10 protein-coding genes and 1 pseudogene are annotated in these 16,256 nt (G+C 43.0%); 6 read left to right on the forward strand and 5 right to left on the reverse strand.

The genetic code is table 11. The features are described 5' to 3' along the window. Nucleotides 1–30: 30 nt before the first annotated feature. The gene (locus NT175_11250) at nt 31–2,358 is read right to left on the reverse strand and encodes a TonB-dependent receptor (GenBank protein MCX6235273.1); all 2,328 of its coding nucleotides are present in this window, start codon (nt 2,356–2,358) and stop codon (nt 31–33) included. Nucleotides 2,359–2,741: 383 nt separating this feature from the next. On the opposite strand from NT175_11250, the gene icd reads away from it, so the two are divergent. The 3 genes and pseudogenes from icd to NT175_11265 all read left to right on the forward strand — a co-directional run bounded on the left by icd (nt 2,742) and on the right by NT175_11265 (nt 5,033). Further along, nucleotides 2,742–4,112 carry an NADP-dependent isocitrate dehydrogenase gene (icd, locus tag NT175_11255; GenBank protein MCX6235274.1) on the forward strand — a complete coding sequence of 457 codons (1,371 nt, stop codon included), beginning with the start codon at nt 2,742–2,744 and terminating at the stop codon, nt 4,110–4,112. Between the two features lie 47 nt (nt 4,113–4,159). Continuing rightward, nucleotides 4,160–4,315: a hypothetical protein gene (locus NT175_11260; GenBank protein ID MCX6235275.1), complete on the forward strand. Its 156-nt coding sequence runs from the start codon at nt 4,160–4,162 to the stop codon at nt 4,313–4,315. After that, nucleotides 4,299–5,033, forward strand: a pseudogene (locus NT175_11265) (citrate (Si)-synthase). The gene NT175_11260 and the pseudogene NT175_11265 overlap by 17 nt, the downstream one beginning before the upstream one ends. 42 nt (nt 5,034–5,075) lie before the next feature. Here NT175_11265 and NT175_11270 read toward each other — a convergent pair. Continuing rightward, a complete protein-coding gene (locus tag NT175_11270) occupies nt 5,076–5,657 on the reverse strand; it encodes an ACP phosphodiesterase (protein ID MCX6235276.1) in 582 nt (193 codons plus the stop codon). 152 nt (nt 5,658–5,809) lie between these two features. On the opposite strand from NT175_11270, the gene NT175_11275 reads away from it, so the two are divergent. The 3 genes from NT175_11275 to NT175_11285 are packed head-to-tail and all read left to right on the forward strand — an operon-like array spanning nt 5,810 to nt 9,277. Further along, nucleotides 5,810–7,432, forward strand: a complete 1,623-nt coding sequence (locus NT175_11275) for a thiamine pyrophosphate-dependent enzyme (GenBank protein MCX6235277.1) — start codon at nt 5,810–5,812, stop codon at nt 7,430–7,432. Beyond that, a complete protein-coding gene (locus NT175_11280; GenBank protein ID MCX6235278.1) occupies nt 7,432–8,013 on the forward strand; it encodes an indolepyruvate oxidoreductase subunit beta in 582 nt (193 codons plus the stop codon). The genes NT175_11275 and NT175_11280 overlap by 1 nt, the downstream gene beginning before the upstream one ends. A 13-nt stretch (nt 8,014–8,026) precedes the next feature. Further along, nucleotides 8,027–9,277 (forward strand): peptidoglycan DD-metalloendopeptidase family protein, encoded by a 1,251-nt coding sequence (locus NT175_11285; protein MCX6235279.1) that lies wholly within the window; start codon nt 8,027–8,029, stop codon nt 9,275–9,277. Nucleotides 9,278–9,343: 66 nt separating this feature from the next. Here NT175_11285 and NT175_11290 read toward each other — a convergent pair whose 3' ends face one another. From NT175_11290 to NT175_11300, 3 genes are all read right to left on the reverse strand, one after another. Beyond that, on the reverse strand, nt 9,344–10,825 hold the full coding sequence (locus NT175_11290) for a SusD/RagB family nutrient-binding outer membrane lipoprotein (protein ID MCX6235280.1): 1,482 nt from the start codon (nt 10,823–10,825) through the stop codon (nt 9,344–9,346). Nucleotides 10,826–10,876: 51 nt separating this feature from the next. Next, nucleotides 10,877–14,179, reverse strand: a complete 3,303-nt coding sequence (locus NT175_11295; GenBank protein ID MCX6235281.1) for a SusC/RagA family TonB-linked outer membrane protein — start codon at nt 14,177–14,179, stop codon at nt 10,877–10,879. A gap of 327 nt (nt 14,180–14,506) precedes the next feature. After that, on the reverse strand, nt 14,507–16,030 hold the full coding sequence (locus NT175_11300; GenBank protein ID MCX6235282.1) for an aromatic amino acid ammonia-lyase: 1,524 nt from the start codon (nt 16,028–16,030) through the stop codon (nt 14,507–14,509). Between the last annotated feature and the right edge of the window lie 226 nt (nt 16,031–16,256).

Below are 16,256 nucleotides of genomic sequence, written 5' to 3' on the forward strand. Positions count from 1 at the left end.
GAGACAACAGCCCTTCAGAATGTGATTTCTTTAAAAGAAGAATCGCATGCCGGCACTGGGCATAAATGGAAGTTGGTCTACCCGTTCCCCGGTAATGCGGTCAATATAGAATACATTGTTCCTGTTATACAGATTGGTAACACCCACTGTCGCTTCCAATCTGGCATATCTCCCGAAATGAAAACGTCGTAAAAGGCTGATATCCAAGCGATGATAGTAAGGCAGCCGGCCACCGTTGACATCGTCGTACTGGATACCAAGTTCACCGTTTTCGGTAGTGTAATCGGTGTTAATTCCATCCTGGAAAGTAAGTTTTTCATAAAAGCCCTGTGTTCTAGTAAACGGGAATCCAGAGCCGAAATTCCATCGCGCATTCGCCTCCCAGTCACCGGATGAACCAAATGTATAGCTGGCAACAAGATTTACATTATGCCTTCTGTCATAATGAGGGTAATATTCAATTTGCCCATCATACATCTTTACCCATGCCAGGGAGTATGCAGCCCAAAAATAAAGATAGTTCCTGTCGTACTTGAAAGAGATCTCCACACCCTCAGCATGTCCGTTTTCAATAATGAAGTCTTTTCTGAGATAATAGGGTTTATCCTGATTTTCTCCGTTATCATCATATATTTTATTGCGGTTGATATTGGTGAGCTGGGAAAAATTTTTATAATATCCTTCAAGATTAAAAGTGGCGTATTCCATGAGGTCATATTCAAGACCCAGAATGATATGTTCAGCTTTTTGAAGCTTATGTTTCACTTTTTTCCCGTCGAATTCTTCCTGGAGGTTATCCGGTCCGGAAACAAAACCATAAAAAAGGTTCACTACATCGCGGTCGGAACGGGCACTGATGAGGTTCTGCGAATAAAGTCCGCCGGCAAGTTTGAAACGTAATTTATCAGTGGCATTATATTTTAATGCCAGACGGGGTTCCGGCGAAATATTTCCCAGAGAGGCATACCATTGTAATCTGAAGCTGGGCTCGATGAGGAATTTTCCTTTGACCATTTTATATTTTACATATCCGCCGAGCTCCGTTGTATTCTCTTTTTGTTCTATTTTCCGGTTAAGGGAATTGGTATAGTCGAATGAGGTTTCATAACCAAGTAGTTCGACGCCATATTTAACGACATCTTTACCAAGAAAATAGGTGAAATCAAGCCCGACATCAAAGCCGTTGATCTGGCTGGAACGGGTGGGTGTAGATACTTCATCAAGGGTGATCTTATAATTTGAATAATCAATATGACCTTCCATGAGTGCAGGTGACTTTCCTGGTATGACCACGAAATTAACACCACCACCGACAGAATTCCAGTTAAAATCAGATAAGGCCCGGTAGTTATTTACTACATCACTGTAATAGAATCCATAGAAGTTGGCTTTGCTGCCGTTGGAGCCGTTAAGGGACAATTTTCCATAAAGGTCCATATAATTGAAAGGAAGCCCGGCAGTATCAATATATTGATATAAGGCCTTGGAGCTTTGTTCCAGGTATGAGTTTTTAGCTGACAGAATGAATGAAGAGGTACCTCCACCCGTATCGTTTTCTTTCTTAAGTGGTCCTTCGAGTTGAAGTTCTGCTCCAAATGTACTAATACCGGCTCTTCCTGAGAGACGTCTTTTATTTCCATCGCGCGTCGTAATATTCATCACCGATGAAATCCTGCCACCAAATTCCGCTCCGAATCCCCCTGTATAAATCTCGACATTACGGATGATCTCTGTGTCAAATACTGAAAAAAGCCCGATTGAATGAAATGGATTGTAAATCGTCATACCATCCAGTAACACTTTATTCTGAACTGGGGAACCTCCCCTGATGTACAGCTGTCCTCCCTGATCGCCTGTAAAAATCACACCCGGCAGTACCTGAAGATATTGGGCCAGGTCAGGCTGGCCGCCAATTGAAGGTATCTGCTGGATTTGCTTTGGAGTTATCTTGATCACTGACGTTCTTGTTTCCATCCTGGCTTCTTCCCTGGTGCCGGATATATTGACTTCTTTCAAGAGAACAGAGGATTGAGAGAGATAAAGCTTTTTTGTGATCACATCATTTGCGTTGACAGTCAGCGGCATACTCAATGTATCGTAACCAAGATAAGTGACCATCAGCAGATAATCTCCGGGCGGAACTTGTGCTATGGCAAAAAATCCATTCACATCAGTTGCGGCTCCCAATGAGGTACGGTATAGATAAACATTCGTAAAGATGATAGGCTCTCCTGTTTCTTTTTCATAAATAAATCCCCGGATTGTAGCGTTCTGGGCCAATGAATGGTTTATCGAAAATATCAGAATAAACAGGATCCAAATGTGGCAAGTGTTAGGAACGATCTTATTAATGTTCATGATTTCTGCTTAATGACTGCTGATTGGGATGCTTAAAATCTTTTTTCAAAAGTTCAACAAAACTATAAAAAATATTACTTCCAGAATCTAAAATATTAAAAGTGAATTATACAGTCTATAATCTGAAACTGGAAGGCTGCATCCCAGGGCCACAAGTCAGACCACCTATATGAACATTGCTGCCTTAATACTATTTTAATACTTTAAAGTACAATTGCTTAACAAATCTAGAAAGATAAATATATTAATAGTTAAAACAATTTTATATTTGTCGTGTTATTCAGGAAAGATATGTTTTTGTGAAACAAGACAGGAGCAGAATGTCAACAGAATATCAGGTTTACGAATAATATGATTCAAATATCTCTGCTTTGAATAATTATATGATAAAAGGTAAAAAAATCATTCTAAAAGGTGGAAAGCTGATGGTGCCTGATACGCCCATCATACCTTTTATAAAAGGCGACGGGACGGGAGCTGATATCTGGGTTGCATCACAACGGGTTTTCGATGCGGCTGTTGAAAAAGCATATAAAAGGAAACGGCAGATTGTATGGAAAGAGGTTTTTACCGGAGAGAATTCCTTTAACAGGACGGGTGAATGGTTACCGATTGAAACACTTGATACATTCAGGAAATATCTGGTCGGAATAAAAGGGCCATTGACAACGCCTGTCGGCGGAGGCATACGTTCGTTAAATGTCGCTCTGCGTCAGGAACTTGATCTGTATACATGCCTACGGCCTGTGAAATATATTCCAGGAGTACCCTCACCGGTATATCACCCGGAATATGTGGATATGGTTATTTTCCGTGAAAACACCGAAGATATTTATTCAGGTATCGAATGGCAAGCCGGCACGGCCGAAGTTAAAAAAGTGATTGATTTTATAATCCATGAAATGGGAATAAATAAAATACGGTTTCCTGAGACATCCGGAATAGGTATCAAATCCATTTCTCGTGAAGGTACAGACCGGCTGGTCAGAGCTGCCATCATTTTTTCCCTGAATGAAAAGCGGCGGTCATTATCACTTGTACACAAAGGCAATATCATGAAATTCACTGAAGGAGCCTTTAAAAACTGGGGTTACGAGCTTGCCAAAGCTGAATTCAGAAATGAAATCGTAACAGAGAGGGAAAGCTGGATAATAGGCAATAAAGATGCATATCCAGAAATAACATCAGAAGAAAATGCCAGAAAAATCGACCCGGGGTATGATATGATGACCGATGAGCAACAGAAGGAAATAAGGGATGAAATCGCAGCTGCTCTCAAACTCTTACCAACTCATGGAAATGGCGGCTGGAGAAATATGTTGCTGATAAAAGATACCATTGCGGACATTACATTACAACAGGTTCTCACCAGAGCAAAAGAGTTTGACGTTATCGCCACCATGAACCTCAATGGTGATTATTTATCGGATGCGCTGGCTGCACAGATAGGCGGAATCGGTATTGCCCCGGGAGCCAATATAAACTATGAAACCGGACATGCTATCTTTGAAGCCACGCACGGAACAGCACCCAAATATGCCAACCTGGATAAAGTCAATCCCGGTTCTGTCATATTATCCGGTGGTATGATGTTCAAATACATGGGATGGCATGAAGCTGATGAACTGATTTGGAAAGGATTGGTAAAAACTATCTCTCAAAAAAAGGTGACGTATGATTATCACCGGCTTATGAATGATGCCACTCTTTTAAAATGTTCTGAATTTGGTTCGGCAATCATTGAAAACATGTGAAATCCTACTGTGAAATCATTAATTATTAATTATCAAATCTTTATCTTATGTCAATTCTAAAGGAAAGGCTTCGGCAGAAAATATATGAGTGGAGACCACGCATCTCCAAACTGATGGAAGAATACGGCGATGTGGAAGTGGATAAAGTTACAATCGGACAAATTCTTGGCGGAATGCGAGGAATTAATTCAATCCAATCCTAACCTTGATTTTGGTGGCAATTTTGCCCACATGATGGGCATTAAGAAGCCATACGATGACGTTTCACGGCTCAACTTCATCCTTCACAGCGATCATGAAAGCGGTAATGTCAGCGCTCATACAGGTCATCTGGTTGCCAGTGCACTTTCTGATTTATACCTGGCAATTCCTGCTATGATCAATGGGCTGGCAGGGCCGTTGCATGGGCTGGCAAATCAGGAAGTATTGCGTTTTCTTCTGGATATTAAAGATAAAATGAATGATCATTTCCCATCAGAAGATGAAATGAAACAATTCGTCTGGGATCTGCTGAATTCAGGACGTGTCATGCCGGGATATGGTCATGCAGTCCTCAGAAAAATCGACCCGCGTTTTTTACTGCAACGCGATTTCAGCTTAAAGCATTTTCCTGACGATCCATTATTTAAATATATCGACTTTTTATATAAAGTTGTTCCACCCATATTAATGGAACATGGAAAGGCAAAGAATCCCTGGCCCAATGTCGATGCTCATTCCGGTCTGCTTCAATGGCATTATGGAATCACGGAATTTGATTTTTATACTGTACTTTTTGGTATCGGCCGTTCATTGGGTATCGGTGCTAATGTGATCTGGGATCGTGCTCTCATGTATCCGATCGAACGTCCCAAGTCCATTACTACCGATATGCTTGAGGAAATTGTCGAAAAGAGCCGGAAAAAGCAACTGGTGAATTAATACCGGTCACATAGAGTACTGGGATTTCAAATCTCCTCCAAGCTATAATTGTTTTGCATATTCAATGATTTCAGGAAAAAACAATCTGAACTCCTCAGTAAAAAGTGAATAATCACGCAGGAGATCGATTACGGCGTTTTCCATGTTTGATTTGAATGGTGTCCGCATGGCCATGCCTTCCAGACTTCTTTGTAAAAAATCAAAATGGGCATACGATGCAAGCCAGTTTGACTGGATCATAAATGGCAACAGCCGTTTTGTTTTTGGAGGAAGGGTGAGGAAATATTTCAACAGTAATTTATAGTTCCTTACTGTGAAATCATGGATGTCCTCATGTGAATAATCTCTCCAGTTAGCAGCCAGCAGGTGATCATAAAACATGTCGGTGATGACACCGGAATATTTGTGGTATTGCCCGATCAACCGGCTTTTGCTCCTGATAAACTGTGGATGTTGATCGGTATACATATCAATATTCCGGTGGAAAACAATTCCTTTCATAAAACCTGGCCTGAATCGCCTGGTACCGTTGCCCTTCACATGATCGGCAATAAAACTGCCGATTATAAATTCTTCATCATTACCTGATGACCATGCTAAATATGTGTGAGCCAGAAAGTTCATTGAACTGTGATCCTAAAAGGCCAAAATTACTTAAAATAGTTTATGACAGATGCTGTTAAAAATTTGGTACAGCCTGTAGATATTAAAAATTATTTATATTTGTATAGGTTGCGAAGTCAAGGAGATTTACATTTTATAAAGCGGATTTGAGCATGCAGAAAAATGTTTTTCTAGGTGATGAAGCCATTGCCCAGGGGGCAATGGATGCCGGGATATCGAGTATATATGCTTATCCGGGAACTCCTTCAACCGAGATTCTTGAATTCGTTATAGATTCTATAAAGACACGCCGTCATTCCATTCATGCAGCCTGGTGTACGAATGAAAAAACAGCCATGGAAGCAGCTCTCGGAGTCTCTTATGCAGGTAAGAGAGCCATGGTTTGTATGAAACATGTCGGATTGAATGTTGCTGCCGATCCATTCATCAATTCTGCAATAACCGGAGCCAATGGAGGTTTGATCATTATCGCTGCTGATGATCCATCGATGCACTCCTCACAAAACGAACAGGATTCTCGTTTTTATGGAAAATTTGCCATGATACCTATACTGGAACCCTGTAACCAGCAGGAAGCCTATGATATGGTTTTTTATGGTTTCAATCTGTCAGAACTTTACGGGATTCCAGTTTTATTGCGGTTAACAACTCGCCTAGCCCACTCCCGTGCTGGCATTATCCGTAAGGATACTGTGGAACAGAATGAACTTCATTTACCTGCTGATCCGCGTCAATTCATTCTTTTACCAGTCATTGCCCGTCAACGGTTTAAGGCTCTTCTTCAAAGTCAGCTGTCATTTATTGCAGAATCTGAGAAATCACCGTATAATTATTATTTTGAAGGGGACAATAAAAAACTTGGCATCATCACAGCCGGGCTTGCATATAATTATCTTTTAGAAAATTATCCTGACCGTATTGTGCCATATCCGATTCTTAAAATAGGTCAATATCCGCTGCCACGAACAAAAATTGAACGGATTATCAGTGAATGCGAAAGGATTCTGGTACTGGAAGATGGTTATCCTTTCATCGAAGAGATGTTGCGGAGCTATCTCAATCACCATAAGATCATTGGAGGCAGGATGGATGGAAGCATTCCCCTTGATGGCGAACTGACACCATGCAAGGTAGCCACTGCATTAAATCTGCCTACCTGCGAAGGGTCACCTATCCCGAGTATTGTGCGTCCACGACCACCATCATTATGTAAGGGTTGTCCGCATATCTATTCATATAATGCCTTGAATGAGGCTCTTACAGGATATTCGAAGGGAAGGGTGTTCTCCGATATAGGGTGTTATACACTTGGAGCCCTTTCACCCTACCATGCTATAAATACCTGTGTGGACATGGGTGCCTCCATTACGATGGCTAAAGGTGCTGCCGATGCCGGGCTAACACCCGTTGTGGCCGTCATCGGTGATTCCACTTTTGCCCACTCCGGAATAACCGGATTGCTCGACGCAGTGAATTACAAAACGCCTGTCACTGTGATGATCCTGGATAATTACACCACCGCCATGACTGGCGGCCAACCCTCAGCAGGTGAAGGTAAACTCGAAGCCATTTGCCTGGCTGTCGGCGTGGAAAAGGAACATCTTCATGTCCTTAGTCCAATACCCAAGGAACATGAAAAGAATACCGAGATATTGAAAAAAGAGCTGGCTTATAATGGCGTATCGGTCATTATTCCACGGAGGGAATGCATTCAAACGGCTACCAAACGGCTTAGAGAGGAAAGAATAGAAAAATTACAAAAACAGGAAGCCTGATGAAGAAAGATGTCATTCTTGCAGGCGTCGGAGGACAAGGTATTCTCACTATTTCAGCCATTATCGGTTTGGCCGCCGTGCGGTCGGGATTATTTCTTAAGCAAAATGAAATACACGGTATGAGCCAAAGGGGAGGCGACGTCCATTCAAATCTCCGCTTATCTGATAAAGAAATCGCTTCTGATTTAATACCCACAGGCAAAGCCGATATTATTCTTTCGGTTGAACCAATGGAAGGATTACGCTACCTTCCTATGCTAGCATCTGACGGCTGGCTCATCACAAGTACTGAACCATTTATCAATATTCCAAACTATCCACCCATTGAAGATATTCTTAATGAAATATCCAGGGTTAAACACCACATTGTTATTGATGCCGAGAAAATCGCTAAAGATCTGGGTTATGCCAAAGCAGCCAACATGGTCATCTTAGGTGCTGCCACACCCTTTCTGGATATGAATTTCGGATATCTTGAAGATGCTATACGTGAGTTTTTTTATCACAAGGGTTCCGGCTTAATCGACACAAACATACTGGCCCTTAAAGCAGGGAAAGAATTCACTCTTAGCCATTCATAATTAAGTCATGGGTTTGAAGCGATATCGTATACTTCTGGTCATTGGATTTCTGGCCTGCTCTATTATTATTTTCATTTCTCTGATCCGTCATCAACACCGGAAAAACGAAAAGGAAAAAACGGTTTCTGTTTTGCCAGTGAGGGAACCCTCATTTAAGTATGGTATTAATGTGGATTCTTTTACTGTTGTAAATGGTAAAGTGCGGCCCGATCAGAATTTGTCGGTTCTGCTGCAATCCTATCATGTCACAAACTCAAATATCGATCTCCTGGCAAAACTGTCACAACGGGTTTTTGATGTCAGAAAAATTAAAGCAGGCAACGCATATACCGTTTTTTGTTCACATGATACTCTGGAAAAGGCAGAGTACTTCATCTATGAGGTGTCTCCGACATCCTATGTAGTCTTTGACCTCCTCAATAAATTAAATGTATATTCAGGCAGGAAGGAGGTCACAACAATCGTAAGGTCCGCCTCAGGAACTATCAGGTCATCACTCTGGAATTCCATTGAAGAAAAGGGATTAAATCCTTCCCTTGCCGTTGAGTTAGCCGATATTTTTGCCTGGACAATTGATTTTTTCGGTATACAGAAAGGTGATCAATATCGGGTGATCTACGAGGAGGAGATAGTTGAAAAGGATACCATCGGCATTGGCCGTATTCTTTCGGCATGTTTCAATCATATCGGACGTGACTATTTTGCCTTTTATTTTGTACAGGATGGTATTGGTGATTATTTTGATGAGATGGGCAACAGTGTGAGGAGGGAGTTTCTCAAGGCGCCCCTTCGATATAGCCGGATCAGTTCAAAGTATTCACGGAGTCGTTTACATCCGATATTAAAGATATACCGGCCTCATTTTGGGGTAGACTATTCCGCACCCAGCGGCACGCCTGTATATACAATCGGGGATGGAACAGTGATTGGCGCCGGGTACGATTCTAAAGGAGGTGGCCGCTATGTGAGGATAAAACACAATTCAGTATATACTTCATTGTACATGCATCTCTCAGGATATGCCAGGGGTTTACGGGAAGGTATGCGTGTTCAGCAGGGCGATTTGATAGGGTATGTCGGCAGAAGTGGCTTGGCTACCGGGCCACATCTGGATTTCAGGATATTTAAAAATGGTTCTCCTGTTAATCCGATAAAGGTGGAATCCCCTCCGGCAAAACCTGTTGATCCTTCAAAAAGAATAGGTTTTGACAGTGTAAAAGTTAATTTCCGAAATCAACTGGAGGAAATAGTACCATCCAAATAAAGATATTATTTAAAAAAAGGGTGCCTCACTTCTGAGACACCCTCTTTTATAAAAGACAATAATCTTTTAATTTACTCCGGTTCTCTTATCCCACCACATTCTCTCTCCCCAGAAGTTGTCAACAATAGTTGCAGCGAAAGGTACAACGTTCGTTTCATTAAGGTTTGCTTCATTAGTAGGATAGGGATAGCGGAAAGGCTGTCTGTTGTGAGTGCCATAGGGTGGTGTCAATGAACCTTTTGACATATCGACAACAGGCACGTCTGTTCTGCGTACTTCTGCCCAGGCTTCCTGGCCCTGCTTGAAAATGGCGATCCAGTTCTGAAGCTGGATTTGTTTCACGTCATTATTCCAGGCTATGGCCGGTTGAGCAATGTATGCATCATAAGCAGCCTGGTCGAGGCCATTTTCTTCCATCGAAGCCAAAACGCCAGCTTCATAAGCATCCTTGGCAGTCCATCCGGTAGTCCATCCGAGGAAGGAAGCTTCGGCAATATCGAACAAGACTTCAGCATACCTCATATATGGCGTAAAACCTGCTGCATCGTCACGGAAACGGGCGCCGATGCGTGAGATGGTATCCATGCGGAAGGTTCCGTCAATAGCACCGGGATCGAGGCCCCTGTATACAGGATTGCCCTCTCCATCGGTGTATGCAGGATGAGCATAAACGGGAAGACGTGGGTCATTGTTTTGTAAGAGATTGTTGATCAGCACGTCGCACATGCCGTGGTCATCACGTGTCTGGGAATCTTCCTGGTAAGGCTCTTTATAGGGAGCCGAACCCGGCCACCACTGGAATGCATTGTCATCGTTGCTGGCCATTATCGGGTATTGTCCGGGATTACCCAGAACCTCTTCAAAGATGGCTTTAGCCTTGGCTCCATCAGCAGCCGACATGCGTATGGCGAGGCGTAAACGCAACGAATTGCAAAATTTCTGCCACTTTGCGGCATCACCATTAAAAAGGATATCGCCTTCACCAAGTGCATCGGCAGCACCGCTGGCGAAAAGGTCAGCAGCTTCCTTGAGTTTGTCGGCAAGGGCAAAATAAATGTCGCTCTGCGAATCATAGGTAGGAAGAGTGATGCCATCCAGTCCAAGCAGTGCATTGGAGTAAGGAATATCTTTCCACTGATCGGTACACATCTGCCACAGCATACAGGAGAAAGTTTGAGCGGCAGCTTTCATATTGACTGCCCCCTCAGCATCAGATTTCTCCATAATGACTTTCAGGTCCATCTGACAAGTATAATAATCTGTCCAGGCGTTATTGACAACGCCTTCACGGAAGTTATAACGGGCTTCGTCAACATACTGGATCTTGGTGATCTGTCCGGCAAAGCTGCACATTTCATTCATACCCTGCCAGGCATTGAAGAAATTATCACCACAGTAACGAATAACACGTGCGAGTATGTTGGTGGAAGGAACATCATTCGGTTGGTTTGGATTGGTGTTCAATTCCTCAAAATTCTTGGTACATGAGACTAATGTTACAATAAAGCCTATGACCAGAATGATATTTACTTTAAATATTTTTTTCATTGTCATAATTTTTTAGTTAAAGGTTAATCAATGAATTACAAACTGTTCAGGCTAGAATGTCAACCTTAGTTTAATACCCATGCTTCGTGTCGGAGGCAACTGATATTGTTCGAGTCCGACGCCATTATTGGAAGTACCGAATCCGGTTTCGGGATCGATGCGCACATCATTGCTTTTTGATCTTGCCAGCAAAGCCAGGTTCCTTCCATAGAGTGATATGTCAGCGGATTTAATGAATCCGGTTTTAGTCATCCATGAATCCGGTAAATGGTAATCGATAATGACTTCACGTAATTTAAGGAAGCTGCCATCGATAATGGATATTTCATGGAGTCCCCAGTAATTTTCGTAAAAATCCTGAGCGCCGACAACGGTGGTATTTTCAACGGCCTTACCATTTTCATCAATCTGAACACCATCCACGATGACACCATCTCTTCTGATTTCGGCACCATCACCGGCAGGTTTAACGAGATCACCTTCGATGTCTTCAGCCGATTCTTTTGTAACACCCGAATAGGCGCCAAACCAGTCGGTGACACTGAAGATATCACCACCTTTACGGAAGTCGAGCAGGAAGCTGAATGAAAGATCTTTCCATCTGAAGGTATTCCGCAGGCCGCCCACCCAATCAGGTTCTATGTTACCAATATTCACTGGTAAAGCAGATTTTTTGGGTAGTCCGTTTGCGCCGACGATTATTTTCCCTGTCGTTTCATCGCGTACAAAGCCTTTACCTCTGATAACGCCCCAGGGTTCACCCGGACGTGCTTCGATGGTAACGGTCTGCCATGAAGCGGATATCTGATAAGCAAGTAATTTCTGATGAGTTACAGGATCCTCATAAAGTTCCACAACTTCATTGTTGTTTTTTGACCAGTTCAGTGTCATTTCCCAGTTCAGTCCTTCGGTTGATTTAAGGATCACACCTGTCACCATCAGTTCATGTCCCCAGTTGTCGATCTGGCCAGCATTCAACCGCATGTTGTTGAAACCGGTTGCCCTGGAAATATTTACTGCCAGTATTTGGTTCATGGTGCTCTTCATATAATACGTATAATCAACACCTATCCTGTTATTGAGGAATTTCAGGTCAAGGCCAAATTCAGTACTATTAGTTTTTTCTGGCATCAGGTTAAGGGGCGGGATGGTTCTGGTATAGAAGAAACAAGCGACGCCGTTATATGGGTCTGCATCTGATGAGAAGGTCGGGGTAATCTGATAAGGACCGGTGGAATTACCTACCTGTGCCCAGCCTCCCCTTAGTTTACCGAAAGTGAGGATATTGGGTGAAATATCAAATGTTTCGGTGAATACCCAGCTTAAGCTGAATGACGGATAGAAGTATGACCAGCTATCTTTTGGCAGCGTGGAATACCAGTCATTTCTGGCTGTAATGTCAAGGTATAGCATACGTCTGAAGGAAATGCCTAAAGACCCATAGATACTATTCGATTCTTTTTCTTCATCGTACATGCTCACCGTTGGATTACCTTTTGTATTACCAATGGTGAAAAGGTTTGGCACCGTCAGTTCATTAGCCTGCTCTGACATGTTTTTATACTTGTAATTCATATAATTCGCACCCAGAGTAGCTTTTAATCCGAAGTCTTCTGACAGGTCCTTATCGGCTGTGAAAATAATATCGGCATTGGTTTCATTTTCGAACCGTTGATTCTGCCAGAAATAACCACCGGATGATGATTCAATGGACAGGTCGTACGTCAGATGTTTTCTGTATTCATTGTATGCATCTTGTCCGATGCGTCCCATCACACTCAACCAGTCGGTGATCTTATAGGTTAAATTAATATTACCGAAGGTTCTGTTCCTGGTTCTGGAGGTGGTGTTATAACCGGTTGTCCAATAGGGATTGTTATGGTAGCTGCTGTTCCAGTTATATGGTTGGCCAAAGCCATCAAAATCCTGCCAGTGATCTTTCAGGTTCTGCATATTGATCTGACGACCCCACCAGGAACCGAGCGACTGCATGATGTTATTTTCGTCATAACCATTACCCGGCAGATTATCACTCTGGTTCTGGACATAGGTAATGGTTGCATTAGCTGTCAGACGTTTCGACAGTTCCATGCTTCCATTGAAATTCACCGAGTACTTCTTCAGGTCGGTATTTGGAATAGCGCCTGTGATATTTTGTGACGAGAGTGAAAGACGGGCGGCTGTTTTGTCTGTTCCACCGACGAGTGACAGGTTGTTATCCCATGTAGCGCCATTTTGGAAAAAGTCTTTCACATTATCTGGTTGTGAAACCCAGGGAGTAGCCACATGACCTTGAGTAGGATCTTCGGCATTCACATAGGGGCTGTCAAACTGAGGAATCATCAGTCCGGCATCCAGTCTTGGTCCCCATGATTCATCCATACCATCATTCACACCACCCCAGTTGCCGTCATAATAGCTGAAGGAATTTTCGAGGCACCATGTTTCGTATGCTTTCATGTCGTCAGAAGCCTTCATACCAGTAGCATCAAAATAATGCGTTTCATCACCGGCATATCCCTGTCCGTATTTGTCTTGATACAAGGGTAAATAGGAGACCTGGTTTATTTCATAGGCTGTAGTGAAAGTGACGCCAATACCTTTAGAAGCACCTTTTTTGGCTGATTTGGTCGTGATGAGGATGACACCATTGGCGGCTCTTGATCCATAAAGAGCAGCGGCATTAGCGCCTTTCAGCACACTCATGGATTCAATGTTGGCAGGATCAATATCCATGGCTGCATTACCGAAGTCAATGCCACCATATTGGTCAACTGCCGTGGAATAGTTGGAAACGGGAACACCGTCAACAACAAAGAGGGGCTGGTTTTCACCGAAGGAACTGTTACCACGTATGGTAATACGTGAAGAAGCACCAACGGCACCACTGGCGTTAATGACCTGTACGCCGGCCACTTTACCGGAGAGGGAATTAACGATGTTGGTTTCTTTGGCTGCTTCCAGGTCCTCGCCTTTGATGTCTTGTACGGAATAGCCCAGTGATTTCTTCTCACGGGTCATACCAAGGGCAGTAACGACGACCCCTTCGATGTCCATGATGTCAGGCTCAAGGGATATGGCGAAGGTTTTAAGGGCGCCAAGCTCGATTTCTTTTGAGGCCATACCGACATAAGAAATCACGATGATCTTGGCATCCTGGGGAACGGACAGTTCGAATTTCCCATCGACATTTGTGGTGGTGCCGATGGTCGTGTTCTTAACAAGAACGGTAGCCCCGGGTATAGGGGTGCCATTCTCTGAACTGGTTACCGTACCAGAGATTGTCCTCTGTGCATTAACTACCTGCATTCCTATAATAAATAGGAGTACAAGTACAAGAGTAAGTTTTCTCATAGTCTACAGTTTTTGGTTAGTAATTAGTTTAAAATAAAGGAATTCTGCTTTTAAATAAATATAATGATGGATATATATATATTTAAATGAACAAGCCCCTCAATTAAATAGCCAAATTATAAAATTCTTAATAAATATCCAAAAATAAATTAACAGAAAATTTATTTTTATTTAATAAAAAACGTTAAGCCTGACTTTCTTTGCTTATTATCAGGCTATTAATGAATATTATACAATGATTAATTAAATTAACTTTAAATAAAGGTAATTGATTTGTATGACTGATTTAAAAGGAATTCAATCCCCAACTTCTGAAAACAGATGTGATCATTCCAGGTTCCCAACCACCTTTTCAACTTCATCAAGGATTTCACCTGATTTGACCAACTCTTTCATCCTGGTGTGATCGTCATAGAGAGGACGGTCAACATCAAGAAAATCAACATATTTTCTGATCACTTCTTTAGCTTTAGTAGTGCCGTGACCGAATTTATAGTCACGGAAGTCAAGAGCCTGGGCTGCAGCCATGAATTCAATTCCAAGAACGCCATACGCATTGTCGAGTATCTGGAAGTTCTTAATAGCTGTATTCATGCCCATAGAGACAAAGTCTTCCTGGTCTGCTGCAGCCGGTATGGACTGGATGGATGCCGGCATAGAGAGGATACGTTGTTCGACGATCATCATGTCGGCTGTGTACTGGCTGAGCATGAGCCCTGAGAACATCCCGGCCCCTTTGGTCAGGAATGCCGGTAATCCAACGCTGAGAGCCGGATTATTCAATCGGTTCATTCGTCTTTCCGACATCACGCTGACCATGGTAATGGCAACACCTGCCATATCCATCGGTAATGAGACGGGCGATCCCTGGAAATTGGCACCGGAGAGTTGCAAATTTTCCTCAGGGAAAAAGATGGGATTATCTCCGACGCCATTCAATTCAATTTCAACCTGTGAGCGGGCAAATGCCAGTGCATCGTGTGAGGCACCGATGACCTGGGGTGTGGAACGCATGGAGTAGGCATCCTGTACTTTGCATTTGACGCGATTATCGACGAGATCACCACCTGCAGCGACTTTACGGATAGATCTTGCGGTCCGGATGGCGCCTGGAAAGCCCCTGGCTTCGTGTAGCTTGGAATGGTATGGCCGCATATTGGCTTTCAAAGCTTCCAGCGACATAGTGGCAGCAATTTCAGCTTGTTTGAGCCACCGGGTCGCATCATAAAGGAAGATGGCGCTCATGGCTGTCAGAAGGTTCGACCCGTTGATAGCGGCAAGTCCGTCTCTGGCTTTTAATCCGGGTACTGGAATACCAGCCCTGGACAGGGTTTCTTTTCCATCTAAAAGTTCACCTCTGTAATAAGCTCTGCCTTCACCAAGCATCAATAGAGCAATCTGTGACATGGGTGCGAGGTCGCCACAGGCTCCTACTGATCCTTTCTGGCAAACATAGGGTGTGACACCTTTATTAAGCATGTCAACAAGTGTTTGTGTGATCTCCAGCCGGCTGCCGGAGTTTCCATGGGCATGTACATTGATCCTTGATAACATAGCAGCCCTGACATATTCTATCGGGGCTGGATCGCCGATACCTGCAGCATGATTGTAAATCAAATATTTCTGGAAATCTTTCACCTGATCATCTGTCAGAACAATTTCTGAAAACTCACCTATCCCTGTGTTAACGCCATACATGATCTCACGGGCTTCAATTTTCTTTTCCAGCATTGCACGGCAGGCGTTAATACGCTTTATCGCATCGGCATGAAGCTCCACTTTTTCTCCCTGTCGGGCCACGCGGACCACGTCTTCAATAGTTAAACCGTTACCGGTTACAATATAAGTCATAAAATATCCTCCTGAATTTATTTTAAAGTATGAATATTGATTTTTTGGATGAGGCTGTCTCAAAAGTGTTTGAAAATTGTTTTTCTGACTTTGTGTTACTTTGTGTATCCTTTGTGACACTTTGTGGTTCAATCAATTAGATTAACCACAAAGGAACACGAAGGTAATCACAAAGGGACACTAAGGGCTTTTGAAACAACCTCATAACAGATTCTGATAGGAACAT

It is taken from the genome of Bacteroidota bacterium, assembly GCA_026391695.1.
In the GTDB taxonomy this organism is placed as follows: domain Bacteria; phylum Bacteroidota; class Bacteroidia; order Bacteroidales; family JAGONC01; genus JAPLDP01.